Consider the following 22,057-nt stretch of genomic DNA (forward strand, 5'->3'; position numbering starts at 1 on the left):
TAAGGGGACGGGGTATCAACGTATCTGGCGTTGACTTTTGGCACGCTGTTGAGTTCTCAAGGAACGGACGCTTCCTTCAGACCCTTTTCACCAGGCCCTCCGGGCTTTCCCTTCGGTCTTGCGTTTCCAACTCTACCAGACCGTTTTCCCATTCCGTTTCCGGACTTGGATTCAGATCCAGAGGCCAGTTGGACCGGCCTTTCGCCTTTCGGCTGCCTTTCGGCGTGTTCACTACGTTAACCGATTCCCGCGTCAACTCATAATCGAGTCTTTCGAAATGGATTGCGGCATGCCGAAATCGCACCCGATTGGGGTTGGTCGTCAGTAGTGGATGGCCACTTCGGGATGCTGAACAGCAGGGCCCGTCTCAAGCGGCTCGGGCTACGTTAGGCGGCGTGCGGGGCCGAGTCAAGTTGCGCGGCGGCGCGGGGTGTGGGCGCGGTAGGGGCTGACGGTGGGGTCGCCCGCGATCCAGTAGCGCCAGGGGTGGTGGGCTCCGTCGCCGCCCACTCCGGTGCGGGGACCGCTGGAGACCTGGTCAGGGCGGAGAGCCGGGCCCGGGAGCAGGGAGAGCGGGGCGGTGGTGCCGGCGCAGAGGTCGGTGCCGTTGAGATCGCGGTCGACATCGAGGGCGGTGGCCAGACGTGCCGGGCCTTTGGCCAGTTCTCTGTCGTATCGGGCCGAGAGTCGACGTTTGCGGGCCTGCTCGGCGCCCGCGAGAATCTCGCCGGCCCTCAGCAGAACTCCGCTCGCACGGCCCTCGGGACCGCACACCGCGTTGAGGCAGTGCCACATTCCGTAAGTGAAGTAGACGTAGGCATGGCCCGGCGGGCCGAACATCACCTCGTTCCGGGGGGTCCGGCCGCGGAAGGCGTGGGAGCCCGGGTCCAGCTCGCCCGCGTAGGCCTCGACCTCGGTGATCCGCAGCTCGATGGGGCCGTCGGCGGTGTTCCGTATCAGGGTGCAGCCGAGGAGTTCCGGGGCGACGTCCAGGACGGGGCGGTCGAAGAAGGCCCGGGGCAGCGGCGTACGGTCGGAGGGCTTGATCATGGCGTCCGAGGGTAGCGGGGAACCGGTGCCCGCTGTGGTGCGTATGTACGGAGCAGGAAAGAGAAGGAGTGGACATGGGCTTCAAGAAGCTGCTCGCGAGCCTGGGCGCCGGTGGTGCGTCGGTGGAGACAGTGCTCACCGAGGAGAACGTGGTGCCGGGCGGTGTCGTCCAGGGCGAGGTCCGCGTTCAGGGCGGTTCGGTGGATCAGCGCATCGAGGCGCTCTCCGTCGGTCTTCAGGCGAAGGTCGAGGTGGAGAGCGGTGACCAGGAGGTCAGGCAGAACATCGAGTTCGCCAAGCAGCAGCTCGGTGGGGCCTTCGAGGTGAAGGCCGGTGCGGTGCATGTGGTGCCGTTCGGCCTGGAGATCCCGTGGGAGACCCCGGTGACGAACATCGCCGGCCAGCGGCTGCGCGGGATGGACATCGGGGTGACGACCGAACTGGAGATCGCGCGGGCGGTCGACTCGGGCGACCTGGACCCGGTGAACGTCCATCCGCTCCCGGCCCAGCAGGCGATTCTCGACGCCTTCGTCCAGCTCGGCTTCCGTTTCAAGAGCGCTGACATGGAGCGCGGGAACATCCGGGGAACGCGGCAGAAGCTGCCGTTCTACCAGGAGATCGAGTTCTACCCGCCGGAGCGGTACCGGGGCCTGCACCAGGTGGAGCTGACGTTCATCGCCGATGAGCACGAGATGGACGTCATCGTGGAGATGGACAAGAAGCCCGGTCTGTTCAGCGAGGGCAGCGACTCGTACAAGGCGTTCACGGTCGGACAGCGGGACTTCGGCTCCACCGACTGGGCGGCGTACCTCAATCTGTGGCTCGCCGATGTCGGCGGCCGGCGCAACTGGCTCTAGTCACTGGCCCTAGGGTCGTGTCCGGCGGTCCGGCTGAGGCCGTGAGCCGGGCGGACCGGGACAGGATCGATCCGACGAGAGGTTGTGGATGTGACCGAGTTGACGAGGGCGCCCCTTCCGCACGCTTTCCATCCGGAGGTGCCGTCGTTCACGGTGGTGAGCGATGACATCGCGCCGGGGGCGGTACTGAAGGACGCTCAGCTCCACGCGGCGGGGAATCTCTCGCCGCATCTGCGGTGGGAGGGCTTTCCCGCCGGGACCGAGAGCTTCGCCGTGACCTGTTTCGATCCGGACGCGCCCACGGGCAGCGGATTCTGGCACTGGGTGCTCTTCGACATCCCGGCGTCGGTCACCGAGCTGCCCGCCGGTGCGGGCAGCGGGTCGTTCGCCGGGCTGCCCGACGGGGCGGTCCAGGTCCGCAACGACTACGGGTCGAAGGAGTTCGGCGGGGCCGCGCCGCCGGCCGGGGAGAACCATCGCTATGTCTTCACGGTGTACGCGGTGGATCAGCCGAGGCTCGGCCCCGACGCGGAGGTCTCGCCGGCCGTGGTGGGCTTCAATCTCCGTTTCCACACGCTCGGACGCGCCCAGTTGATCGGCGAGTACGCGAGTCCGGCGGAGAGCTGACTCCGGTACGGACCGTTCGTCCATTGTTTGCCCTGCTCTGGTCCTGGAGAGATCAGAGCAGGGCAGTTTTTTTGTCGCCGGGTCCTCGCGCGGGGCTCTGAGCGGCATGGATATTGCGTTGTCCATCTCGGCGCGCCCGGCCAGAGTTGATCCAGGCCCGCCAGGGGGCGGGCAGGCGAACGGAGGCGGGCGGGATGCGCGACACGCTGGTACTGAATGCGAGCTTTGAACCGCTGTCGACGGTGACTCTGCACCGTGCGGTGGTTCTGGTGCTCCAGGACAAGGCGGTTGTCGAGCAGGCCCACCCGGGTCTCCGGATGCGTGCGGCGGCGGTGGATCTTCCCGTACCGCGGGTGATCAGGCTGTGCAGATATGTCAGGGTGCCCTTCCGAAGACAGGCGCCGTGGTCGAGACGGGGAGTGCTGGTGCGGGACCAGCACCGGTGCGCGTACTGCGGCAGACGCGCGACGACGGTCGACCATGTGGTGCCGCGTTCGCACGGTGGTGCGGACAGCTGGCTCAATACGGTGGCCTCCTGCGCGGAGGACAATCACCGCAAGGCGGACCGTACGCCCGAGCAGGCGGGGATGCCGCTGCTGCGTGAGCCGTTCATACCCTCCCCGGCCGATGCGATGCTGCTGGGGCTGCGGGCCGGGGAGCGGGCGGAGCTGCCCGGCTGGCTGGCCGGCCGGCAGGCCGCGTAGTCGTGGTGGAGGGAGCCCGTCCCGGTGGGGCGGGCTCCGGCGGTGTCAGGTGAAGCGGCGCAGCAGAAGCTGGACGATGGCGATCGTGCCGACGGCGACGATGATGGCGCGGAGCGCGTTCGGGGGGAGCTTGCGCCCGTAGGCGGCGCCGAGCTGGCCGCCGATGGCGGAGCCGACGGCGATCAGCAGGACGGCCGTCCAGTCGAGTTCGGCGACGAAGAGGAAGAAGATCGAGGCGACACCGGTGACCACGGCGGCGAGAACGGTCTTCACCGCGTTGATGCGCTGGAGGGTGTCGTTGATCAGCATGCCCATGAGGGCGATGTAGATGATGCCCTGGGCGGCGGTGAAGTAGCCGCCGTAGACGCTGGCGAGCAGCAGTCCGATGAGGAGCAGGGGGCCGCCGTCGGCGTGTCCCGGGGTGCCGTTGCGCTCACGGCGGCGCTGGACGGCCCGGGAGATACGGGGCTGGAGGATGATCAGCACGAGGGCGAGGGCGACGAGTATCGGGACGATGGTCTCGAAGGCCGTCGGTGGCAGGGTCAGCAGCAGTACGGCTCCGCCGACACCGCCGATGGCGGCGACGATCCCGAGCCGGATGACGCGGCGGGCCTGGCCGGCGAGTTCGGCGCGGTAGGCGATGGCGCCGCTGATCGCGCCGGAGACCATGCCGAGGGCGTTGGAGACGGTCGCGGTGACCGGGGGGAGGCCGGTGGCGAGGAGCACGGGGAAGGTGATCAGGGTTCCCGAGCCCACGATGGCGTTGATCGCGCCACCGCAGACACCCGCGACGAAGACGGCGAGCATCTCCCAGATGGTCACGGTGTGTGCCGCCCCTCATGATCGGTGCCGAGTGCACCGATCATGCCCGATGAGGGATGGCGTCAGTCGAGCGGGGGCTCTTCGCGCCGCTCTTTTCCGGTGTTGAAGCCGGGGACTCCGCCGCCGAGGTTGCCGAAGGCGCCGGAGAGTCCCTTGAGGGCGTCGCCGATCTCGCTGGGGACGATCCAGAGCTTGTTGGCGTCGCCCTCGGCGATCTTGGGGAGCATCTGGAGGTACTGGTAGGAGAGGAGCTTCTGGTCCGGGTCTCCGGCGTGGATGGACTCGAAGACGGTACGGATGGCCTGGGCCTCGCCCTCGGCACGGAGGGCCGCGGCCTTGGCCTCGCCTTCCGCGCGGAGGATCGCGGACTGCTTCTCGCCCTCGGCGGTGAGGATCTGCGACTGCCGGATGCCCTCGGCGGTGAGGATCGCGGCGCGCTTGTCGCGGTCGGCGCGCATCTGCTTCTCCATCGAGTCCTGGATGGAGGTGGGCGGCTCGATCGCCTTCAGCTCGACGCGGTTGACGCGGATGCCCCACTTGCCGGTGGCCTCGTCCAGGACGCCGCGGAGGGCGGCGTTGATCTCCTCGCGGGAGGTGAGGGTCCGCTCCAGGTCCATGCCTCCGATGATGTTCCGGAGGGTGGTGACGGTGAGCTGCTCGATGGCCTGGATGTAGCTGGCGACCTCGTAGGTCGCGGCGCGGGCGTCGGTCACCTGGTAGTAGATGACGGTGTCGATGTTGACGACCAGGTTGTCCTGGGTGATCACCGGCTGCGGCGGGAAGGGGACGACCTGTTCGCGCAGGTCGATGCGGTTGCGGATGGAGTCGATGAAGGGGACGACGATGTTGAGGCCCGCGTTGAGCGTGCGGGTGTAGCGCCCGAAGCGCTCGACGATGGCGGCGCTGGCCTGCGGGATGACCTGGATCGTCTTGATCAGGGCGATGAAGACCAGCACCACCAGAATGATCAGGACGATGATGATCGGTTGCATCGCTTGTTCCTGTGCCCTTCGCTGCGGAATGAGTCCGATGGCCGGATGAGTCTGATGATCGAGTTTCCCAGATCAGTGGTCTGCGCGGGGGGTGTTCCGCAGGTTGGCCTGGATTGTCGTCGGCGGGGTCAGCCCCCGGTCACATGACGACCGCGGTGGCACCGTCGATCTCGACGACATCGACCTGCCGGCCGGGCTCGAAGACCATCTCCGCGTCGAGCGTGCGGGCGGACCAGATCTCACCGGCGAGCTTGATGCGCCCGCCGCTCCCGTCGACCCGTTCCACCACGACCGCCTGACGGCCCTTCAGCGCGTCGACCCCGCTGGAGAATCCGGGTCCGCCGGTGCGCTGGCGTCCCGCTATCGACCGGACGACGGCGATGAGGGCGACGGAGACCACGGCGAAGACCAGCACCTGGGCGACCACACCGCCGCCGAGTGCCGCGACGACGGCCGCCGCGACCGCTCCGGCGGAGAACATTCCGAACTCGGGCATCGCGGTGAGGACCAGCGGAATGCCCAGTCCGACCGCGCCGATCAGCCACCACACCCACGCGTCGATTTCCACATGGTCATGGTAGGTCCGCCGGTCGGGTCAGGACAGGGGGCCAGGGTGTCCGGGAATCGGCGGAGGGTCGGTTCTCGGCCAGAACTTATGCGTTCCGGCCGAGCGGCAGCCCTCGCGCGGTCCAGCGGTCGTCGACGCGCTCGACGACGAGCGGCAGGCCGAAGCAGAGGGAGAGGTTGCGCGAGGTCAGTTCCATCTCCACCGGTCCGGCGGCCAGCACCTTGCCCTGGCGGATCATCAGTACATGGGTGAAGCCCGGCGCGATCTCCTCGACATGGTGGGTGACCATGATCATGGAGGGGGCGTACGGGTCACGGGCGAGCCGTCCGAGCCGGCGCACCAGGTCCTCGCGGCCGCCGAGGTCGAGGCCGGCCGCGGGCTCGTCCAGGAGCAGCAGTTCGGGGTCGGTCATCATCGCGCGGGCGATCAGGGTCCGCTTGCGCTCGCCCTCGGAGAGGGTGCCGAAGCGGCGGTCCAGATAGTCGGTCATGCCGAGCCGGTCGAGGAAGGCGCGGGCGCGCTCCTCGTCCACCGCGTCGTAGTTCTCGTGCCAGGTGGCGGTCATGCCGTACGCCGCGGTGAGCACGGTCTGGAGCACGGTCTGCCGCTTGGGGAGCTTCTCGGCCATGGCGATGCCGGCCATGCCGATCCGGGGGCGCAGCTCGAAGACGTCGACGCCGCCGAGGCGCTCGTCCAGGATCTTGACCGTGCCGGTGGTCGGGAAGAGATAGCTGGAGGCGAGGTTGAGCAGGGTCGTCTTGCCGGCGCCGTTGGGGCCGAGGATGATCCAGCGCTCCCCCTCCTTGACCGACCAGGAGACGTCGTCCACCAGAGCGCGTCCGTCGCGGACCACGGATACGTCCACCAGCTCCAGTACTTCGCTCATGAGCGCGTTGTCTCCCCATGCAATCGTCTTGAGGTGTGTGGAGGCCCTGTGTGCCTGTGGGCACAGCCCCCAGGGAAAACCTACGCCACCGGTCGGGTGGCACCGTCCACCGGTCCGAACCTTGGAGTTCGTCCTTAGGGTGGGGGCATGTTGTGGGAACCACGTTCAGGACGGCTGGCCGCCTGGGGCAATGCCCTGTTGGCGGGGGCCGCATCACCGGATGACGCGGTGCAGGCGATCGTCGCGGACGACGCGGTGCACCGGGTGGAGGGGCTGCCGGGCGAGGCGGGGCCGGTCGGTCTCAGCCTGGCGCTGGGGCGGCTGCGGCTGCTCGGGGTGACCGGGTGGCGGGTGGCGCTGCCGGTGCCGGGGCATCCGCTGGGGCTCAGCGGGCCCGCGGAGTTCAACGCGCGGGCGCTGGAGGCCGAGGAGGCGGTCGTGGGGTACGGGGCCGCGTTCGGTCTCGTGCCCGAGGTGCGCGAGGCGGGCGCGGGGACCGGCGCCGCGGATGTGCGGGTGGAGGTGGTCTGGCACTGTCTGCCGGTGCGGGAGGCCCCGCCGGCGGATGTGCCCTCGCTCGGCGAGGCCGAGCGGGAGCTGGCGGAGGCGCTGCGCGACGCGACGCGGGTGCTGGCGCGCCTCGACGTGGCCGCGTCGGGTCCGGTGGCGGACACGGCGGTGGACGCCTACCGGGCGCGGGCGGAGCGGGGGCGGGAGGCGCTGGCGCCGGGGTATCCGCCGCGGGCGGTGCGGGTGCTGGAGCTGGCCCAGCGGGTGGGGCTGCTGATCTCGGTGGCGTACGAGAACGGGCACGGCGGGGCCGTGAGCGCCTCGGAGATGGCGGCGCGGGGCGAGGCGCTGCGGCCGGTGGAGCGGGTGGCGCGGCGGGCGCAGGTGGCCGCGTACAACGCGTATGTGGAGGAGCGGGAGCGCGGGAGGTGATCCGGGGGGCCGCCCCGGCCCCGGAGGTCCGGGGCGGGGGGGCGGCCCGGTCCCGGACCCCCGGTGGGGCCGGCCCGTGCGCACGGGTGGGGCCGGTCCACCGGGGGGGGGTGGTGGGTGTCAGGCGTTGATGCCGAGGTTGCCGAAGGCCGGGTTGAGCAGGCCGATCACATTCACGGTGTTGCCCACGGCGTTGACCGGGACGTGGACCGGGACCTGGACCAGATTGCCCGAGGCGACGCCCGGGGAGCCGACGGCCTCGCCCCAGGCGTGGGCCCCGCCGGAGGCGGAGGCGACGCCGGCACCCGCGGCGATGAGGCTGCCGGTGATCATGGTGAGGGCGGCGGCCTTCTTCAGGTTCTTCACTTCTTCAGTCCTCCTGGGCATTGACCGCGGCGGTGCGCCGCGGCACGCCCTGGACAACGCCGTACGCGCGATCGGGATGCGCCGTCCGGGTGACATACACCCGACAGTATGAATCTCCGACCGGTCGGGAACCCGGGTGGGACTCCTTCGGTCACCCCGCCAGACCGTGACGTACCGCCCAGAGCGCCGCCTGGGTGCGGTCCGCCAGATCCAGTTTCATCAGGATGTTCGAGACATGCGTCTTGACCGTCTTCTCGGAGAGGACGAGGGCGCGGGCGATCTCCCGGTTGGAGCGACCGTCGGCGATCAGTCCGAGGACCTCGCGCTCCCGCTCGGTGAGGGAGCCGCCGCGCCCGTGGCCGCCGCCCTGCTCCTCCTGGGAGAGGAGGGCGCCCGCCACCTCGGGCTGGAGCAGCACATGGCCCGCGTGGACCGAGCGGATGGCCCCGGCGAGCGCCTCGGGGTCGATGTCCTTGTAGACATAGCCGGAGGCGCCGGCGCGCAGGGCGGGGACCACGGTGCGCTGCTCGGTGAAGCTGGTGACGATCAGCACCTTCGCGGGGTTGGCGAGGTCGCGGAGCCTGCGCAGGGCCTCGATCCCGTCGGTGCCGGGCATCTTCACGTCCATGAGGACGACATCGGGCTTCAGCTCCTCGGCCCGGGCCACCCCCTCCTCGCCGTCGCCCGCCTCGCCGACGACCTCGATGTCGTCCTGGATCTCCAGGAAGGTGCGCAGCCCTCGGCGCACCACCTGGTGGTCGTCGACCAGCAGAACCCGAACCACCTTGTCACCCACCGGGGACCTCCATCTCGATCGTGGTGCCCTTGCCGGGCGCTGACTGGACGGTGAGTCTGCCGCCGACGCCGCTCGCCCGGTCCCGCATGGAGACCAGTCCGAGGTGGCGGCCGGCCCGGCGGACCGTGCGGGGCTCGAAGCCCCGGCCGTTGTCGGTGACGCTGAGGACCGCGCCCTGGCCCCGGGGGGCGAGCACGACGTCCACCCGGTGGGCGCCGGAGTGGCGCAGGGCGTTGTGCAGGGCCTCCTGGGCGACCCGGAGCACGGCTTCCTCCTGGGCGGCGGGCAGGGCCTTGGTGCCGCAGGTGTCGAAGGTGACCCGGGCGGCGTGGGCGCGGTCGAGGACCTGGATGTGGGTGCGGAGGGTGTTGATCAGACCGTCCTCGTCGAGGGCGGCGGGGCGCAGCTCGACGACGGCGGCGCGCAGCTCGTCGGCGGCCTCGGCGGCGAGGGCCGCGACCTGCTGGAGCTCGTCCTTGGCGCGGGCCGGGTCGCGGTCCACGAGGGCGGTGGCGGCCTGGGCGGTGAGACGGAGCGAGAAGAGCTTCTGGCTGACCGCGTCGTGCAGCTCGTGGGCGAGCCGGGAGCGCTCCTCGGCGATGGTCAGCTCGCGGCTGCGCTCGTACAGCCGGGCGTTGGTCAGGGCGATGGCGGCGTGCTGGGCGAGGATCGAGAGCAGCTCCTCGTCGGCCTCGGTGAAGCCGCAGCCGCCCCCGGGCCGGGGGCAGCGCTTGTTGGCGAGGAAGAGGGCCCCGATGATCTCCTCGCCGTCCTTGATCGGGACGCCGAGGAAGTCGGAGAGGTCGGGGTGGGCGGCGGGCCAGCCGCCGAAGCGCGGGTCCTCGCGCACATCGGCGAGCCGCTCGGTCCTGGCGTCGCGGAGCATGGCCGCGAGGACGCCGTGCTGGCGGGGCAGGGGGCCGATCGCCTTCCACTGCGCCTCGCTGACGCCGTCGACCACGAACTGGGCGAAGCCGCCGTGGTCGTCGGGGACGCCGAGGGCGGCGTACTCCGCGTCCAGCAGGTCGCGGGCGGAGGCGACGATGGTCTTGAGCACATCGCGCACCTCCAGATGCCTGCTCATGGCGAGGAGTGCGGTGCTCACGGCGGCGAGGCCCGAGCTGGGTCGATGGCTCATGCCCTCACCGTACCGGCGGGGTGTGACCGTCCGTATCCGTCGGTGGGCGGCAGCTGATTAGGACCGGGGGCCTAGGTCGAAAAGCCTTGGGGAAGGGGGTCCGCCGGACGAGGCGGAGGTGAGGTTCCCCTTTCTACGGTGGGTGGGTCGGCGCGGAGCAGTACGACACGGACCCGACGCGCGCCGGCCGGAGAAGGGGATGGACGCCATGCCGGTTGCGGTGATCACGGGATCTTCGAAGGGGCTGGGGCGCGCGCTCGCGGCCGGGCTCGCGGAGCGCGGCTGGGATCTGGTGCTGAATGCCCGGACCGCCGGGGTGCTGGAGCGCAGTGCCCGGTTCGTGGGGGCGCACGGCACCCGGGTGGTGGCGGTGCCGGGCGATGTGAACGATCCGGCGCACCGGGCGGCGCTGGTGGCCGCCGCCCGGGAGCTGGGCGGCCTCGATCTGCTGGTGAGCAATGCCAGTGTGCTGGGCGCCGCGCCGCTGGTGCGGCTGGAGGCGCAGCCGCTGGCGGGGCTGCGGGAGGCGCTGGAGACCAATGTGGTGGCGGCGCTGGGGCTGGTGCAGGAGGCGCTGCCGCTGCTGCGGGCCTCGGAGGCCGGGACGGTGATCGCGATCAGCTCGGACGCGGCGGCGGAGGCGTACGAGACCTGGGGCGGCTACGGGGCGTCGAAGGCGGCGCTGGACCACCTGATGGCGGTGCTGGGGGTGGAGGAGCCGGAGCTGCGGGTGTGGGCGGTGGACCCGGGGGACATGGACACCGATCTGTACGAGGCGGCGGTCCCGAACGACGGTGAGGAGCGCCCGACGCCGGAATCGGTGGTTCCGGGCTTTCTGCGGCTGCTGGACCAGCGGCCGGTGAGCGGGCGGTACGCGGCCCCCTCGCTGCTGGAGACGGTGTGAGCGGGGTGCGGTGATGTCGGAGCCGGTGCGGGCGCTGGAGGCGCTGTGGGTGCCCGACGAGCTGTCGGCGCGGGTCCCGGCGGAGGTGCGGGGCGCGGGGCGGGACGACGTACGGCTGCTGGTGTCGCGCGGCGTCCGGGTCTCGCACCGGGTCTTCCGGGAGCTGCCGGGGGTGCTGCGGGCCGGTGATGTGCTGGTGGTCAACACCTCGGCGACGCTGCCGGCGGCGGTGACCGGGCGGCTGGCGGCCGAGGCGGTGGTGGTGCACTTCTCCACGCTCGGTGACGACGGTCGGTGGGCGGTGGAGCTGCGGCGGCCGGACGGGGCGGGGACCACGCTGCCCCGGCCCGGCGGGCCCCCGGGGGCGGCGGTGCGGCTGCCCGGGGGCGTGCGGCTGGTGCTGGAGGAGCCGCTGGTGGCGGGGGCGGACCGGCTGTGGTGGGCGTCGGTGCCCGTGCCCGTGGCGGGGCTGCTGAGCCGGTTCGGGCGGCCCATCCGGTACGCGTACACCGCCGGGGAGCAGCCGCTCTCGGCGTATCAGACGGTGTTCGCCCGCCCGAGGGCCGATGGCGCGGGCTCGGCGGAGATGCCGAGTGCCGCGCGGCCCTTCACGGCGCGGCTGGTCGCGGAGCTGGTGAGCCGGGGGGTGCAGTTCGCTCCGGTGGTGCTGCACACGGGGGTGGCGTCGGCCGAGGCGCACGAGCCGCCGTATCCGGAGCGCTTCGGGGTGCCCGCGGCGACCGCGTGGCTGGTGAACGCCGCGCGGGCGGCCGGCGGGCGGATCGTGGCGGTGGGGACGACGGCGGTACGGGCGCTGGAGTCGGCGGCGGGGGCGGACGGGGTGGTGCGGGCGGCCTCGGGGTGGACGGATCTGGTGGTGACGCCCGAGCGCGGGGTGCGGGCCGTGGACGGCCTGCTGACCGGTCTGCACGAGCCCGCGGCCTCGCATCTGCTGATGCTGGAGGCGATCGCCGGGCGGGCCGCTCTCGGCCGTGCGTATGAGGAGGCGCTGCGCGGGCTCTACCTCTGGCACGAGTTCGGCGATGTCCATCTCGTACTTCCGGATGACAACCCGCATGGCAACGCTGACACATTGCATTACTGAAGCAACGCATTGTGATATCAGTGGGGCCTCGGTGTGAGCCCGCGCATAGGACGCACGTCACTTACGAATCTCTTTAGTGGAGAGATAGGGACCGTGTGAGCGGGCGCGGAGTAATTGGGAGGGCGATTGGCCAAGGGCGTGATCCACTATCGCGGGTCGTACGTCACACCTTTGCCAGGGCATTTTGCTGCCGCTAAGAATTGCCCAGTCGCCACGCCGCAGGAGCGCAGCGCCGCCTCCACGGCCTGAAGCGACTTCCCGATTCGAAGAGGTACGTCTGTATGTCCGCGTCCAGCATTCGCAGTACCCATATGACCAAGGCCCGCAAGGCCTCGATCGCCGGTATCGCCGCCGCCGGTGCCGCAGCAGTCACTCTCTCTCTGGTGCCCGCCGGCGGCTCGGCCGAAACCAAGGCAGTGGCCGGAACCGCTCCGGTGGCCCTCCAGGCCGCTTCCGGCAAGCCGGCCATGCTCCACCTCGACACGGAGAAGTCCGCCGCCGAGACCCAGATCCAGGAGGCCGTGAAGGCCGCCGCCAAGGCGAAGACCGACGCGAAGGCCCAGGCCGACGCCAAGGCGAAACTCGCCGCCGCGACCAAGAAGGCCGCCGCCGAGTCCGCCGCCGCCAAGCGTGCCTCCGAGGAGACGGTCGCCACCCGCACCGTCGCCGCCCGTACCACCGTGTACCCCAACAACCTGGACGGCTGGATTCGCGAGGCGCTCTCCATCATGAAGAAGGAGGGCATCCCCGGCTCGTACGACGGGCTGCACCGCAACATCATGCGTGAGTCCAGCGGCAACCCGCGTGCCATCAACAACTGGGACATCAACGCGATCAACGGTGTGCCGTCGAAGGGCCTGCTCCAGGTCATCCAGCCGACGTTCAACGCCTACCACGTGGCCGGGACCCCGTTCGACCTGTACCACCCGGTCGCCAACATCGTCGCCGCGGCCAACTACGCCGCCGACCGCTACGGCTCGATCGACAACGTCTTCGGCGCCTACTGAGCCGGAGCCCGGTCCGGACAGGCGGACCGCGACATACAGACGCCGGAAGGGCGGCACCCCCGTACGGGAGTGCCGCCCTTTCGGCACGGGTGCGGCGGGGCCGCTCCGCGCGGCGGTGCGGCGGGGCCCGCCCGGCCGGGGCGAGCGGCGGGGCTACTTGCGCATGACCTCGGGCTCGTGCCGGCGCAGCAGCCGGGCCACGGCGACACCGCAGAGGAGCGCCATCACGAGCAGCACCGTCACATTGACACCCCACTGCCCCGCCGAGTGCGCCCAGAGGGGATCGGTGTCCCCGGGGTTCCCGCTGTCCCACGGCGGCATCAGCCGCCCCAGGTCCAGGGTCGTTCCGGCGCCGGCGACGGCCCAGCGGGAGGGCATCAGCCAGGCGAACTGCTCCAGGCCCGGTGAGTCGTACACCTTGAAGAGAATCCCGGTGAAGACGATCTGGACGATCGCGAACATCACCAGCAGCGGCATGGTCTTCTCGGTGGTCCGCACCAGCGAGGAGATGACCAGGCCGAACATCATGGAGGTGAAGCCGAGGGCGATGACCACCAGGCAGAGTTCCAGGGCGGGCGGGAGGATCAGGCCCTCGGCGGGCAGCTCGCGCGGGGCGAAGCCGATACCGCAGAGGATGACGCCCTGGACGGCGGTGATCAGCCCGAGGACGATCACCTTGGACATCAGATAGGCGGAGCGGGAGAGCCCGGTGGCGCGCTCCCGTTCGTAGATGACCCGTTCCTTGATCAGCTCTCGGACGGAGTTGGCCGCGCCGGAGAAGCACATGCCGACCGTCAGGATCAGCATGATGGTGCCGGCGTCGCTGTTGTGCCGGGATTTCCCGTCGTCGGGGGCCGCGAGGCCGAACTCGGCCGGGATGACCACACTGACCAGGCCGAGGACGGCGGGCAGGATCACCATCAGCGCGAGAAAGCCGCGGTCGGAGGCGATGACGGCGGTGTAGCGGCGCATCAGCGTCGCCAGCTGGGCGCCCCAGCTCTGCGGCTTGGGCGGGCGGACCCGCTGCGGCGGGGCCACGGCGGCCTGCTGCGGGGCGACGGCGTCGATGTCGGCCGCGTACATCTGGTAGTGCTGTGAGCCGCGCCAGCGGCCGGCCCAGTCGTACTCGCGGTAGTTCTCGAAGGCGGAGAAGACATCGGCCCAGGTGGTGTAGCCGAAGAAATTGAGCGCCTCCTCCGGGGGGCCGAAGTAGGCGACCGTGCCGCCGGGGGCCATGACCAGCAGTTTGTCGCAGAGCTGGAGCTCGGCCACCGAGTGGGTGACCACCAGGACGGTGCGGCCGTCGTCGGCCAGTCCGCGCAGCAGCTGCATCACATCGCGGTCCATGCCCGGGTCGAGGCCCGAGGTCGGCTCGTCCAGGAAGATCAGCGAGGGCTTGGTGAGCAGCTCCAGGGCGACCGAGACGCGCTTGCGCTGGCCGCCGGAGAGCGAGGTGATCTTCTTGTCCTTGTGGAGGTCGAGCTTCAGCTCGCGCAGCACCTCGTCGATCCGGGCCTCGCGCTCGCTCTCGGCGGTGTCACCGGGGAAGCGGAGCCGGGCGGCGTATTTCAGCGCTTTCCGGACGGTGAGTTCCTTGTGCAGGATGTCGTCCTGGGGGACGAGACCGATGCGCTGGCGCAGTTCGGCGAATTGCTTGTAGAGGCTGCGGTTGTCGTAGAGGACATCGCCCTGGTTGGCGGGCCGGTATCCGGTGAGCGCCTTGAGGAGGGTGGACTTTCCCGATCCCGAGGGACCGATGACACCGATGAGGGATTTCTCGGGGACACCGAAGGAGACATCGCGGAGAATCTGCTTTCCGCCGTCGACGGTGACCGTCAGATGCCGTGCGGAGAAGGAGACTTCCCCGGTGTCGACGAATTCCTCCAGGCGTTCGCCGACGATCCGGAAGGTGGAGTGGCCGACACCGACGATGTCCTCGGGGCCGATGACGACGGAGGTGGATCTCGGAATCGGCTGGCCATTGACGAAGGTGCCGTTGTGGGCCCCGAGGTCGCGGAGTTCGAAACGGCCGTCCGGGGTCGCGGTGAATTCGGCGTGGAAGCGGGACACCTGGAGGTCGGCGATGACCAGTTCGTTCTCCAGCGCGCGGCCGATGCGCATGACCCGGCCCCGGGAGAGCTGGTGGAAGGTGGTGGGGTCGCGGTCGCCGGGGGCGGGCGCTCCCGGGGCTCCGGCTCCCCGCTGCCGCGGAATCCCGTCCGGCGGGTGGGCCCCTGCCCGCGCCACGGGTGCGCCGTCGCCCGCGTACGGGGGCTGGTGCCGTCCCTGGGCGTCCGCGGCCGGGCCGCCGCCGGGCCGCCGCTGGTGGGAGGGTTCCTGGAGGACGGGGGCCTGCTGCTGGTACGGGTCCGGGAACCGCTGCCGCTCCGGCGCGCTCCCCCCGGCCGCCGCCGCTCCCGAGAGGGTCAGCCGGGGGCCGTCCGTGGCGTTGCCCAGGTACACGGCCAGTCCGGGGGCGATCTCCGACTGGTGGACGCGCCGGCCCTGCACATAGGTGCCGTTGGTGCTGCCGTGGTCCTCGATGACCCAACTCCGGCCGTCCCAGACGAGGCTGGCGTGCCTCCAGGAGACCCGGGCGTCCTCCAGCACCATGTCACCCTGCGGATCGCGCCCCAGGGTGTACGACCTGGACGGGTCGAGGGCCCAGGTCCTTCCGTTCAATTCCAGTACGAGTTCCCGCACTCCATGCCCCACTACTTGTCCCCCGAAATACCCTTGTCACAGGGAGTCTAGGGATGGCGAACATCGGGTGGAACTATTTCAGGCTCGGTTACGCACCTGGTACGCGGGCCGGTCCGCGGTGAGCGCCGGCCCCGCCGGAAGCGGCGCCTCCGTGACAGGAACGTGACACAGGGTGAGCACCGGGGCCGCGACCGCTGTCCGCCCATCGGGATGGTTCATCTCGCCGTCACCATCGCCGGTTACGGTGGGAGAACCATGAGCGCATCGCAGACCTCCGACGTACGCACCCTTCTCGTCAAGATTTTCGGGAAGGACCGTCCCGGACTCACCGCCGGGCTCTTCGACACCCTCGCCGCCTTCTCGGTTGATGTCATCGACATCGAGCAGGTCGTCTCCCGGGGCCGCCTCGTCCTCTGCGCGCTGGTCACCGCGCCCACCGCGGCCGGGGCCGACGAGGGCGAGCTGCGGGCCACCGTGCACAGCTGGGCCGAGTCCGTGAAGCTCCAGGCCGAGATCATCTCGGGCATCGGGGACAACCGGCCGCGCGGCAGCGGCCGGTCCCATGTGACGGTGCTCGGCCACCCGCTCACGGCCGAGGCGACCGCGGCCATAACGGCGCGGATCGCGGCCGTCGGCGGCAATATCGACCGTGTCTTCCGGCTCGCCAAGTATCCGGTGACGGCGGTCGAGTTCGCTGTCTCCGGCGCGGAGACGGAGACCCTGCGCACCGCGCTGGCCACCGAGTCCTCCGCCATCGGCGTCGATGTGGCCGTGGTGTCGGCGGGGCTGCACCGCCGGGCCCAGCGGCTGGTGGTCATGGATGTGGACTCCACCCTGATCCAGGACGAGGTCATCGAGCTGTTCGCCGCCCACGCGGGGTGTGAGCAGCAGGTGGCCGAGGTCACGGCCGCCGCGATGCGCGGGGAGCTGGACTTCGAGCAGTCCCTGCACGCCCGGGTGGCGCTGCTGAAGGGTCTGGACGCCTCGGTGGTGGAGAAGGTGCGCGCCGAGGTGCGGCTGACTCCGGGCGCCCGGACCCTGATCCGTACCCTGAAGCGGCTGGGATTCCAGGTGGGTGTGGTCTCCGGTGGCTTCACCCAGGTCACCGATGACCTCAAGGAGCGGCTGGGGCTGGACTTCGCCTCGGCGAACACCCTGGAGATAGCCGGCGGCAGGCTCACCGGCCGGGTGACCGGGGAGATCGTCGACCGGGCGGGCAAGGCACGGCTGCTGCGCCGGTTCGCCGCCGAGGCGGGCGTCCCGCTCGCGCAGACGGTGGCGATCGGTGATGGGGCCAACGATCTGGACATGCTGAACGCGGCCGGTCTGGGGGTCGCCTTCAACGCCAAGCCCGTGGTGCGGGAGGCCGCGCACACGGCGGTGAACGTGCCGTTCCTGGACACGGTGCTCTATCTGCTGGGCATCACCCGTGAAGAGGTCGAGGCGGCGGACGGCGCGGACGCCGAGCACTGAGGCGCACGGAAGCGGAAACGGAGCGGGGCCCCGGCGCGCGGCGCGTGCCGGGGCCCTGTCGATGAGGGCCGGTCCGGGACCTCTGCCGGGGCGGGTGGCGAGGTACGGACACCTGCGGACGGTGCGGCCCCGGAGCGGGGCGGCCCGGGGCGCCGGATCAGTCGTGCGGAGCCCAGTAGCCGGTCAGCCGGGCGATTCCGTGCTCCACGCTCTTCCAGGAGCCGGTGAACTCCAGGACCGCGAAGGCCGAGGTCGGGAAGGAGCCTCGGTTCATCCGGGCCTGGAGATCGCCCTCGGCCTCCCCGGCGAGGGCGTCGGCGACCGCGTGCATTCCAGGGTTGTGGCCGATGAGCAGCAGATTGCCCACCTCGTCCGGGGTCTCGTTGAGCAGGGCGATGATCTCGCCGGGGGATGCCTCGTACAGCCGGTCCTCGTAGACCGTTCTGGGGCGCTCCGGCAGTTCGTGCACCGCGAGCTTCCATGTCTCCCGGGTCCTGGCCGCTGTTGAGCACAGGGCGAGATCGAAGGCGATGGAGGTCTCGGCGAGCCTGCGGCCCGCCACGGGGGCGTCCATCCGCCCTCGCTCGGCGAGCGGGCGGTCGTGGTCGGAGTTCTCGGACCACTCGGCCTTCGCGTGTCGGAGGAGCACGATCCTGCGGGGTTCGGAGGGTCCGGGGGCTTTCCCGCCGGACGGCGTGGCGACGCTCATGCACCCCAGCTTCGCATGAAACGCGCCAACGGGCGCGGGGTGTTGACGGGCTTCCCACCCAGGTGGGGGCGGTGGTGCGACGGGCGTGACCGGATGGTGACTCAGCGGGTCAGAAGCGCCCGGAGGTACTCGATGGCCACCCGGACGACCGGCTCGCCGCCGGTGGCGGTGGTCTCGGCCCGGGCGGGGCCGGCTATGCCGAGCATCAGCACCGCGAAGGCGAGCACCGGCAGCGCCAGGGCCCACCAGGGAAGACGGTGGCCCGCTCCGCCCGTGCCACGGGAAGGGGTGGGGGTGTGGACCGACATGGTCGCCTCCGTGAGCTGTGATCCGCGGGTCCGCGCTGGTTGGTCCCACGCTAGGGATCACGGCAGCGGGCGCCCATCCGGTGGTCCACCCACTTCCCCCTGAACCTGACCCCCTAGGGGACGGGGGGCCGGCACCACCCCCGTGCGGGGCGGCCGGGACGCGGGCCCCGGCGGCTCGGGCTCACGGTGCCGGGAGGGGTGCCCCGGTGCGGGCTCGGGCCGGGCTCGCGGTGCCGTACGAGGTGCTCCAGCGCGGGCTCGGGCCGGGCTCGCGGTGCCGGGCCGGGCTCACGGTGCCGGGCCGGGCTCACGGTGCCGGGCGGGGCTCGCGGTGCCGGGCGGGGCCCTCGGCCCGCGCTCACGGCCCGGGGCTCCGGGGGCGGCCCGGATCTGTCAGGGAGACGCGATGGAAGCGATGATTCCCATGACCACAAAGAAGCCGATCATGGTGCCGAAGACAAGGAGGAGCTTCTTCTGGCCGTTCTGCGGATTCGGATCGAGGACTGGCATGGGTTCAGTCTCGCATCCCGGTCTCGTCCTCGATCGTCCGGTCCCTGCCCGCCAGGACACCGCAGACGATCTGCGGTACGAGGAGCCCGGCCATCAGCATGACCGGAAGATCCCAGCCACCGCTGTGCTGGTAGACCACGCCCACCAGCAGGGGGCCGGGTATGGAGATCAGATAGCCGGTGGACTGGGCGAAGGCGGAGAGCCTGACGACTCCCCCGCCGGTCCTGGAGCGCAGGCCGATCAGGGTGAGGGCGAGCGGGAAGGCGCAGTTGGAGACGCCCAGGAGCAGCGCCCAGGCCCAGGCCCCGGCGGCGGGGGCGGTGAGGAGACCCGCGTATCCGGCCAGTCCGCTGAGCCCGAGGACGACGACGATGGGCCCCTGGTGGCGCAGCCGGCCGGCGAGCCGGGGGATGACGAAGGCGAGCGGGACGCCCATCGCCATGGTCACCGCCAGCAGCACTCCCGCGGTGCCGGCCGGGACGCCCGCGTCCCGGAAGATCTGCGGCATCCAGCCCATGGTGATGTACGCGCCGGTGGCCTGGAGGCCGAAGAAGCAGGCGAGGGCCCAGGCGGTGGGGCTGCGGACGATCCTCGGGGCGGGGCGCTCCGTACCGCCGTCCCCGGCGGCGGGGGGTGCGGTGGCGACGGGGGCCGGTGCTCCCCGGCTGTCGCGGGCCAGGGCGAGCCAGGGCAGTACGGCGAGGACGGCGAGAGCCGCCCACATCCCGAGGCCGACCCGCCAGCCGCCGCCGAGCGCCCCGGTCAGGGGCACGGTCACGGCGGCGGCGACCGAGGTGCCGACCGCCAGGGCCATGGAGTAGAGCCCGGTCATCGAGCCGACGCGGTCGGGGAAGTACCGCTTCACCAGCACCGGCATCAGCACATTGCTGACCGCGATGCCCATGAGCGCCAGCGCGCTGGCGGCGACGAAGCCCGCGGTGCCCCCGGCGAAGGCCCGGATCAGCACTCCGGCCGCGATGGCGGCCATGCCCGCGCAGACCACGGTCCCGGGGCCGAAACGGCGGGCGAGCCGGGGGGCGGCGAGGCCGAAGACGGCGAAGCACAGAGGCGGTACGGAGGTGAGCAGACCGGCGACGCTGCCGCTCATGCCGAGTCCGGCGCGGACCTCTTCCAGCAGGGGCCCGAGGCTGGTGATGGCGGGCCGGAGGTTGAGCGCGGCGAGCACGATGCCGACGGTCACCAGCCGGAGGGTCCAGACCGCGGCCGTCGTGGCCGGCGGACGCCGGGTCCCCCGCGGCCCGTCCGGCTCCCGGGCCTCCCGGGTCTCCTGGGCCTCCCGGGTCTCCTGGACCGCTCGGGGCTCCGGCGCGCGGGCCGGGTCCATGGGGTGCTGGGTCCGCGTTTCGGGCCGGATCTCATAGGGCATAGTGCCCATCATAGAATCATGGGATGATTGATTGTCCAGCGGCGATTGCCCGGATTTGCCTCACATCGCCCTTGGCGCACCCAGGAGCGTTCGAGCCAGGACGAGGAACACCATGACCCTGACCTCCCCCCGGCGATCGGGGCTCACCGACCAGGTGATCGCTCAGCTGCGGAATCAGATCACCACCGGCGAGTGGCCGGTCGGTACGCGGATTCCCACCGAACCGGAGCTGGTCGAGCAGCTCGGTGTGGCCCGGAACACCGTCCGTGAGGCGGTCCGCGCGCTCGCGCACAACGGTCTGCTCGACATCCGGCAGGGCTCGGGCACCTATGTGCTGGCCACCAGCGAGCTGGCCGGGGTGATGCACCGCCGGTTCGCCGGCGCCTCGCCCCGGGATGTCGCCGAGGTGCGCTCGACCCTGGAGTCGTCGGCCGCCCGGCTGGCCGCAGGCCGGCGCACCGAACGCGATCTGCACCAGCTCGACGCGCTGCTGGCCCGCCGCGAGGAGGCCTGGGCGACGGGTGACACGGAGCGCTTCATCGCCGCCGATGCCTCGTTCCACTTCGCGGTGGTGGCCGCCTCCCACAACGATGTGCTCGGCGAGCTGTACGCGGATCTGGGCGCCCTGCTGCGCGACTGGCTCAGGGGCGATGTGGGCCGGGAGCTGCGCCCGGAGCACCATATGGACCACGGCCGGCTGGTCGAGGCGATCCGCGCGGGCGACGGCGCGTCGGCTTCCGCCGAGGCCGCGAGCTATCCGTTCATGTGTCTGCGGAATGCGGAGAGCGCGGAGGCGGAGGCGGAGGATCAGGGCCGGGACCAGGACTAGGACCCGGGACCAGGGCCGGGACCGGGCCGCGCTCGGGCCCGGATCAGGAGGACGGCAGCGGCTGATGGCTGACCCAGACCGCGCGGATCTCCTTCCAGCAGCGGTCGGTGACCGTCACATACCCGGCGGCGCCCAGCTCGGCCGGAGCGGTGTCCACATCGATGTCCCACCAGCGCTCGCACTCGATGTGCAGCCGTACCCGGTCGGTGACCGGGTACGGATTGTGGCAGTGGGCGATGGCCCAGGAGCCGTCGATCTCGGTGCGGCAGTCGGCCTCGTACCGTGCCGGCGGCGGCCCGGGCCGCGCCCCGGGCTCCTGGGAGAGGGCCTGAGGGGTCGCCCACAGCAGCAGGGTCACCGCGGCCAGTACGGGGGCTGAGCTCCGGATCATGCGCATGAGCAGGACCTCCTCGGCCGTACCGCGGCGCGATCGCGCAGCGGCTGCACCACAAGGGGGGTTGCCCCTCCAGCCTCGGTGCCCGCGCGGCCCGCCGCCCGCCGGACGGGGCCGAACGGGTGGGGCCGAACGGACGGCGCCCCGTCCCCCGCGTGCCGCGGGGGACGGGGCGCCGGAGCCGTACCGGTGTCCGTGGGCCTCTCAGGCACCCATCATGTGGACGCCGCCGTCCACATGGACGATCTCCCCGGTCGTCCGGGGGAAGAAGTCCGACAGCAGACCGACGACACCCCGGCCCGCGGAGTCGTGGTCGGCCAGGTCCCACTCCAGCGGAGCGCGGTGGTTCCACACATCCGCCAGCTCCTCGAAGCCGGGGATGGACTTGGCGGCCATCGACTTCAGGGGACCCGCCGAGATCAGGTTGCAGCGGATGCCCCGCGGACCCAGGTCGCGGGCGAGGTAGCGGTTGGTGGACTCCAGGGCCGCCTTGGCCACGCCCATCCAGTCGTACTTCGGCCAGGCGAACTGGGCGTCGAAGGTGAGTCCGACGACCGAGGCGCCGGGGCCCATCAGCGGCAGACAGGCGGTGGTCAGCGACTTGTAGGAGTACGCGGAGACCTGGACGGCGGTGGAGACGTCGTCCCACCCCGCCTCCAGGAAGTTGAACGCGCCCTGCGGGCCGAAGGCGATCGAGTGCACGATGCCGTCGAGCCCGGTGTCGTCGCTGGAGTGCTCACGGACGCGGTCCGCGAGTCCGTCCAGGTGCTCCTGGTTGGTGACGTCCAGCTCGATGACCGGGGCGGTCTTGGGCAGCCGCTTCGCGATGCGCTCGACGAGGCTGAGCCGGCCGAAGCCGGTGAGGATGACCTCCGCGCCCTCCTCCTGGGCCACCTTGGCCGCGTGGAAGGCGATGGACGAGTCCGTGAGGACTCCCGTGACGAGAATGCGCTTGCCGGCGAGGATTCCACTCATGGCGA

Annotated in this window: 24 protein-coding genes; 9 read left to right on the forward strand and 15 right to left on the reverse strand. The window is 71.2% G+C overall.

The genetic code is table 11. The features are described 5' to 3' along the window. Nucleotides 1-408 precede the first annotated feature (408 nt). Nucleotides 409-1,050 carry a DNA-3-methyladenine glycosylase gene (locus ACWCRA_RS30540; protein ID WP_351553408.1) on the reverse strand — a complete coding sequence of 214 codons (642 nt, stop codon included), beginning with the start codon at nucleotides 1,048-1,050 and terminating at the stop codon, nucleotides 409-411. Nucleotides 1,051-1,124: 74 nt separating this feature from the next. On the opposite strand from ACWCRA_RS30540, the gene ACWCRA_RS30545 reads away from it, so the two are divergent. The 3 genes from ACWCRA_RS30545 to ACWCRA_RS30555 all read left to right on the forward strand — a co-directional run bounded on the left by ACWCRA_RS30545 (nucleotide 1,125) and on the right by ACWCRA_RS30555 (nucleotide 3,238). Further along, nucleotides 1,125-1,907, forward strand: coding sequence for a sporulation protein (locus tag ACWCRA_RS30545; RefSeq protein ID WP_451069120.1), 783 nt, complete (start codon nucleotides 1,125-1,127; stop codon nucleotides 1,905-1,907). Nucleotides 1,908-1,997: 90 nt separating this feature from the next. Then, nucleotides 1,998-2,534, forward strand: coding sequence for a YbhB/YbcL family Raf kinase inhibitor-like protein (locus tag ACWCRA_RS30550; protein ID WP_351553402.1), 537 nt, complete (start codon nucleotides 1,998-2,000; stop codon nucleotides 2,532-2,534). 194 nt (nucleotides 2,535-2,728) lie between these two features. Continuing rightward, on the forward strand, nucleotides 2,729-3,238 hold the full coding sequence (locus ACWCRA_RS30555; protein ID WP_351553400.1) for an HNH endonuclease: 510 nt from the start codon (nucleotides 2,729-2,731) through the stop codon (nucleotides 3,236-3,238). A 45-nt stretch (nucleotides 3,239-3,283) separates the two neighbouring features. Here the strand turns inward: ACWCRA_RS30555 and ACWCRA_RS30560 are convergent, their stop codons facing one another. The 4 genes from ACWCRA_RS30560 to ACWCRA_RS30575 form a co-directional block, all read right to left on the reverse strand. Beyond that, nucleotides 3,284-4,060 (reverse strand): sulfite exporter TauE/SafE family protein, encoded by a 777-nt coding sequence (locus tag ACWCRA_RS30560; protein WP_351553397.1) that lies wholly within the window; start codon nucleotides 4,058-4,060, stop codon nucleotides 3,284-3,286. A gap of 62 nt (nucleotides 4,061-4,122) precedes the next feature. Then, nucleotides 4,123-5,052 carry an SPFH domain-containing protein gene (locus ACWCRA_RS30565; RefSeq protein ID WP_351553394.1) on the reverse strand — a complete coding sequence of 310 codons (930 nt, stop codon included), beginning with the start codon at nucleotides 5,050-5,052 and terminating at the stop codon, nucleotides 4,123-4,125. Between the two features lie 139 nt (nucleotides 5,053-5,191). Beyond that, entirely contained in the window at nucleotides 5,192-5,620 is a 429-nt protein-coding gene (locus ACWCRA_RS30570) for an NfeD family protein (protein WP_351553391.1), read from the reverse strand. An 85-nt stretch (nucleotides 5,621-5,705) separates the two neighbouring features. Next, nucleotides 5,706-6,506, reverse strand: coding sequence for an ABC transporter ATP-binding protein (locus ACWCRA_RS30575; protein WP_351553388.1), 801 nt, complete (start codon nucleotides 6,504-6,506; stop codon nucleotides 5,706-5,708). A 147-nt stretch (nucleotides 6,507-6,653) separates the two neighbouring features. Here ACWCRA_RS30575 and ACWCRA_RS30580 point away from each other — a divergent pair, with 147 nt between their 5' ends. Next, nucleotides 6,654-7,448, forward strand: coding sequence for a hypothetical protein (locus tag ACWCRA_RS30580; protein ID WP_451069121.1), 795 nt, complete (start codon nucleotides 6,654-6,656; stop codon nucleotides 7,446-7,448). Nucleotides 7,449-7,568: 120 nt separating this feature from the next. Here the strand turns inward: ACWCRA_RS30580 and ACWCRA_RS30585 are convergent, their stop codons facing one another. From ACWCRA_RS30585 to ACWCRA_RS30595, 3 genes are all read right to left on the reverse strand, one after another. After that, nucleotides 7,569-7,814, reverse strand: a complete 246-nt coding sequence (locus ACWCRA_RS30585; RefSeq protein WP_351553382.1) for a chaplin — start codon at nucleotides 7,812-7,814, stop codon at nucleotides 7,569-7,571. Nucleotides 7,815-7,965: 151 nt separating this feature from the next. Continuing rightward, a complete protein-coding gene (locus ACWCRA_RS30590; RefSeq protein WP_351553379.1) occupies nucleotides 7,966-8,610 on the reverse strand; it encodes a response regulator transcription factor in 645 nt (214 codons plus the stop codon). Then, nucleotides 8,603-9,748: a GAF domain-containing sensor histidine kinase gene (locus tag ACWCRA_RS30595; protein ID WP_351553376.1), complete on the reverse strand. Its 1,146-nt coding sequence runs from the start codon at nucleotides 9,746-9,748 to the stop codon at nucleotides 8,603-8,605. Before ACWCRA_RS30595 ends, ACWCRA_RS30590 begins: the two co-directional genes overlap by 8 nt. 208 nt (nucleotides 9,749-9,956) lie before the next feature. Here ACWCRA_RS30595 and ACWCRA_RS30600 point away from each other — a divergent pair, with 208 nt between their 5' ends. The 3 genes from ACWCRA_RS30600 to ACWCRA_RS30610 all read left to right on the forward strand — a co-directional run bounded on the left by ACWCRA_RS30600 (nucleotide 9,957) and on the right by ACWCRA_RS30610 (nucleotide 12,764). Continuing rightward, the gene (locus ACWCRA_RS30600; RefSeq protein ID WP_351553373.1) at nucleotides 9,957-10,652 is read left to right on the forward strand and encodes an SDR family NAD(P)-dependent oxidoreductase; all 696 of its coding nucleotides are present in this window, start codon (nucleotides 9,957-9,959) and stop codon (nucleotides 10,650-10,652) included. Nucleotides 10,653-10,665: 13 nt separating this feature from the next. Continuing rightward, a complete protein-coding gene (locus tag ACWCRA_RS30605) occupies nucleotides 10,666-11,757 on the forward strand; it encodes an S-adenosylmethionine:tRNA ribosyltransferase-isomerase (protein WP_451069122.1) in 1,092 nt (363 codons plus the stop codon). Nucleotides 11,758-12,038: 281 nt separating this feature from the next. Beyond that, nucleotides 12,039-12,764 (forward strand): transglycosylase SLT domain-containing protein, encoded by a 726-nt coding sequence (locus ACWCRA_RS30610; RefSeq protein WP_451069123.1) that lies wholly within the window; start codon nucleotides 12,039-12,041, stop codon nucleotides 12,762-12,764. A gap of 153 nt (nucleotides 12,765-12,917) precedes the next feature. Here the strand turns inward: ACWCRA_RS30610 and ACWCRA_RS30615 are convergent, their stop codons facing one another. Then, complete coding sequence (locus tag ACWCRA_RS30615; protein ID WP_451069124.1) at nucleotides 12,918-15,479, reverse strand: FHA domain-containing protein; 2,562 nt, start codon at nucleotides 15,477-15,479, stop codon at nucleotides 12,918-12,920. Nucleotides 15,480-15,722: 243 nt separating this feature from the next. On the opposite strand from ACWCRA_RS30615, the gene serB reads away from it, so the two are divergent. Next, nucleotides 15,723-16,940 carry a phosphoserine phosphatase SerB gene (gene serB, locus ACWCRA_RS30620; protein ID WP_451069125.1) on the forward strand — a complete coding sequence of 406 codons (1,218 nt, stop codon included), beginning with the start codon at nucleotides 15,723-15,725 and terminating at the stop codon, nucleotides 16,938-16,940. 157 nt (nucleotides 16,941-17,097) lie between these two features. Here serB and ACWCRA_RS30625 read toward each other — a convergent pair whose 3' ends face one another. The 4 genes from ACWCRA_RS30625 to ACWCRA_RS30640 form a co-directional block, all read right to left on the reverse strand. After that, entirely contained in the window at nucleotides 17,098-17,649 is a 552-nt protein-coding gene (locus tag ACWCRA_RS30625; RefSeq protein WP_351553360.1) for a SixA phosphatase family protein, read from the reverse strand. A 101-nt stretch (nucleotides 17,650-17,750) separates the two neighbouring features. Then, the gene (locus ACWCRA_RS30630) at nucleotides 17,751-17,957 is read right to left on the reverse strand and encodes a hypothetical protein (protein ID WP_451069126.1); all 207 of its coding nucleotides are present in this window, start codon (nucleotides 17,955-17,957) and stop codon (nucleotides 17,751-17,753) included. 393 nt (nucleotides 17,958-18,350) lie between these two features. Further along, complete coding sequence (locus ACWCRA_RS30635; protein ID WP_351553354.1) at nucleotides 18,351-18,467, reverse strand: SGM_5486 family transporter-associated protein; 117 nt, start codon at nucleotides 18,465-18,467, stop codon at nucleotides 18,351-18,353. Between the two features lie 4 nt (nucleotides 18,468-18,471). Then, nucleotides 18,472-19,854 (reverse strand): CynX/NimT family MFS transporter, encoded by a 1,383-nt coding sequence (locus ACWCRA_RS30640; RefSeq protein ID WP_451069127.1) that lies wholly within the window; start codon nucleotides 19,852-19,854, stop codon nucleotides 18,472-18,474. A gap of 112 nt (nucleotides 19,855-19,966) precedes the next feature. Here ACWCRA_RS30640 and ACWCRA_RS30645 point away from each other — a divergent pair, with 112 nt between their 5' ends. Next, on the forward strand, nucleotides 19,967-20,683 hold the full coding sequence (locus tag ACWCRA_RS30645) for a FadR/GntR family transcriptional regulator (protein ID WP_351553348.1): 717 nt from the start codon (nucleotides 19,967-19,969) through the stop codon (nucleotides 20,681-20,683). Nucleotides 20,684-20,726: 43 nt separating this feature from the next. On the opposite strand, the gene ACWCRA_RS30650 is transcribed toward ACWCRA_RS30645, so the two are convergent. Continuing rightward, complete coding sequence (locus ACWCRA_RS30650; RefSeq protein WP_351553346.1) at nucleotides 20,727-21,080, reverse strand: hypothetical protein; 354 nt, start codon at nucleotides 21,078-21,080, stop codon at nucleotides 20,727-20,729. Between the two features lie 201 nt (nucleotides 21,081-21,281). Further along, a complete protein-coding gene (gene fabI / locus ACWCRA_RS30655) occupies nucleotides 21,282-22,052 on the reverse strand; it encodes an enoyl-ACP reductase FabI (RefSeq protein WP_351553344.1) in 771 nt (256 codons plus the stop codon). Nucleotides 22,053-22,057 lie beyond the last annotated feature (5 nt).

Source organism: Streptomyces sp. NPDC001889 (assembly GCF_053594535.1).

Coding starts and splice junctions, on each gene's coding strand:
- ACWCRA_RS30565 (WP_351553394.1), bottom strand. CDS start 5,052: ATGCAACCGATCATCATCGTCCTGATCATTCTGGTGGTGCTGGTCTTC.
- ACWCRA_RS30545 (WP_451069120.1), top strand. CDS start 1,125: ATGGGCTTCAAGAAGCTGCTCGCGAGCCTGGGCGCCGGTGGTGCGTCG.
- ACWCRA_RS30625 (WP_351553360.1), bottom strand. CDS start 17,649: ATGAGCGTCGCCACGCCGTCCGGCGGGAAAGCCCCCGGACCCTCCGAA.
- ACWCRA_RS30575 (WP_351553388.1), bottom strand. CDS start 6,506: ATGAGCGAAGTACTGGAGCTGGTGGACGTATCCGTGGTCCGCGACGGA.
- ACWCRA_RS30650 (WP_351553346.1), bottom strand. CDS start 21,080: ATGCGCATGATCCGGAGCTCAGCCCCCGTACTGGCCGCGGTGACCCTG.
- fabI (WP_351553344.1), bottom strand. CDS start 22,052: ATGAGTGGAATCCTCGCCGGCAAGCGCATTCTCGTCACGGGAGTCCTC.
- ACWCRA_RS30630 (WP_451069126.1), bottom strand. CDS start 17,957: ATGTCGGTCCACACCCCCACCCCTTCCCGTGGCACGGGCGGAGCGGGC.
- ACWCRA_RS30635 (WP_351553354.1), bottom strand. CDS start 18,467: ATGCCAGTCCTCGATCCGAATCCGCAGAACGGCCAGAAGAAGCTCCTC.
- ACWCRA_RS30555 (WP_351553400.1), top strand. CDS start 2,729: ATGCGCGACACGCTGGTACTGAATGCGAGCTTTGAACCGCTGTCGACG.
- ACWCRA_RS30605 (WP_451069122.1), top strand. CDS start 10,666: ATGTCGGAGCCGGTGCGGGCGCTGGAGGCGCTGTGGGTGCCCGACGAG.
- ACWCRA_RS30645 (WP_351553348.1), top strand. CDS start 19,967: ATGACCCTGACCTCCCCCCGGCGATCGGGGCTCACCGACCAGGTGATC.
- serB (WP_451069125.1), top strand. CDS start 15,723: ATGAGCGCATCGCAGACCTCCGACGTACGCACCCTTCTCGTCAAGATT.
- ACWCRA_RS30595 (WP_351553376.1), bottom strand. CDS start 9,748: ATGAGCCATCGACCCAGCTCGGGCCTCGCCGCCGTGAGCACCGCACTC.
- ACWCRA_RS30610 (WP_451069123.1), top strand. CDS start 12,039: ATGTCCGCGTCCAGCATTCGCAGTACCCATATGACCAAGGCCCGCAAG.
- ACWCRA_RS30640 (WP_451069127.1), bottom strand. CDS start 19,854: ATGCCCTATGAGATCCGGCCCGAAACGCGGACCCAGCACCCCATGGAC.
- ACWCRA_RS30580 (WP_451069121.1), top strand. CDS start 6,654: ATGTTGTGGGAACCACGTTCAGGACGGCTGGCCGCCTGGGGCAATGCC.
- ACWCRA_RS30600 (WP_351553373.1), top strand. CDS start 9,957: ATGCCGGTTGCGGTGATCACGGGATCTTCGAAGGGGCTGGGGCGCGCG.
- ACWCRA_RS30540 (WP_351553408.1), bottom strand. CDS start 1,050: ATGATCAAGCCCTCCGACCGTACGCCGCTGCCCCGGGCCTTCTTCGAC.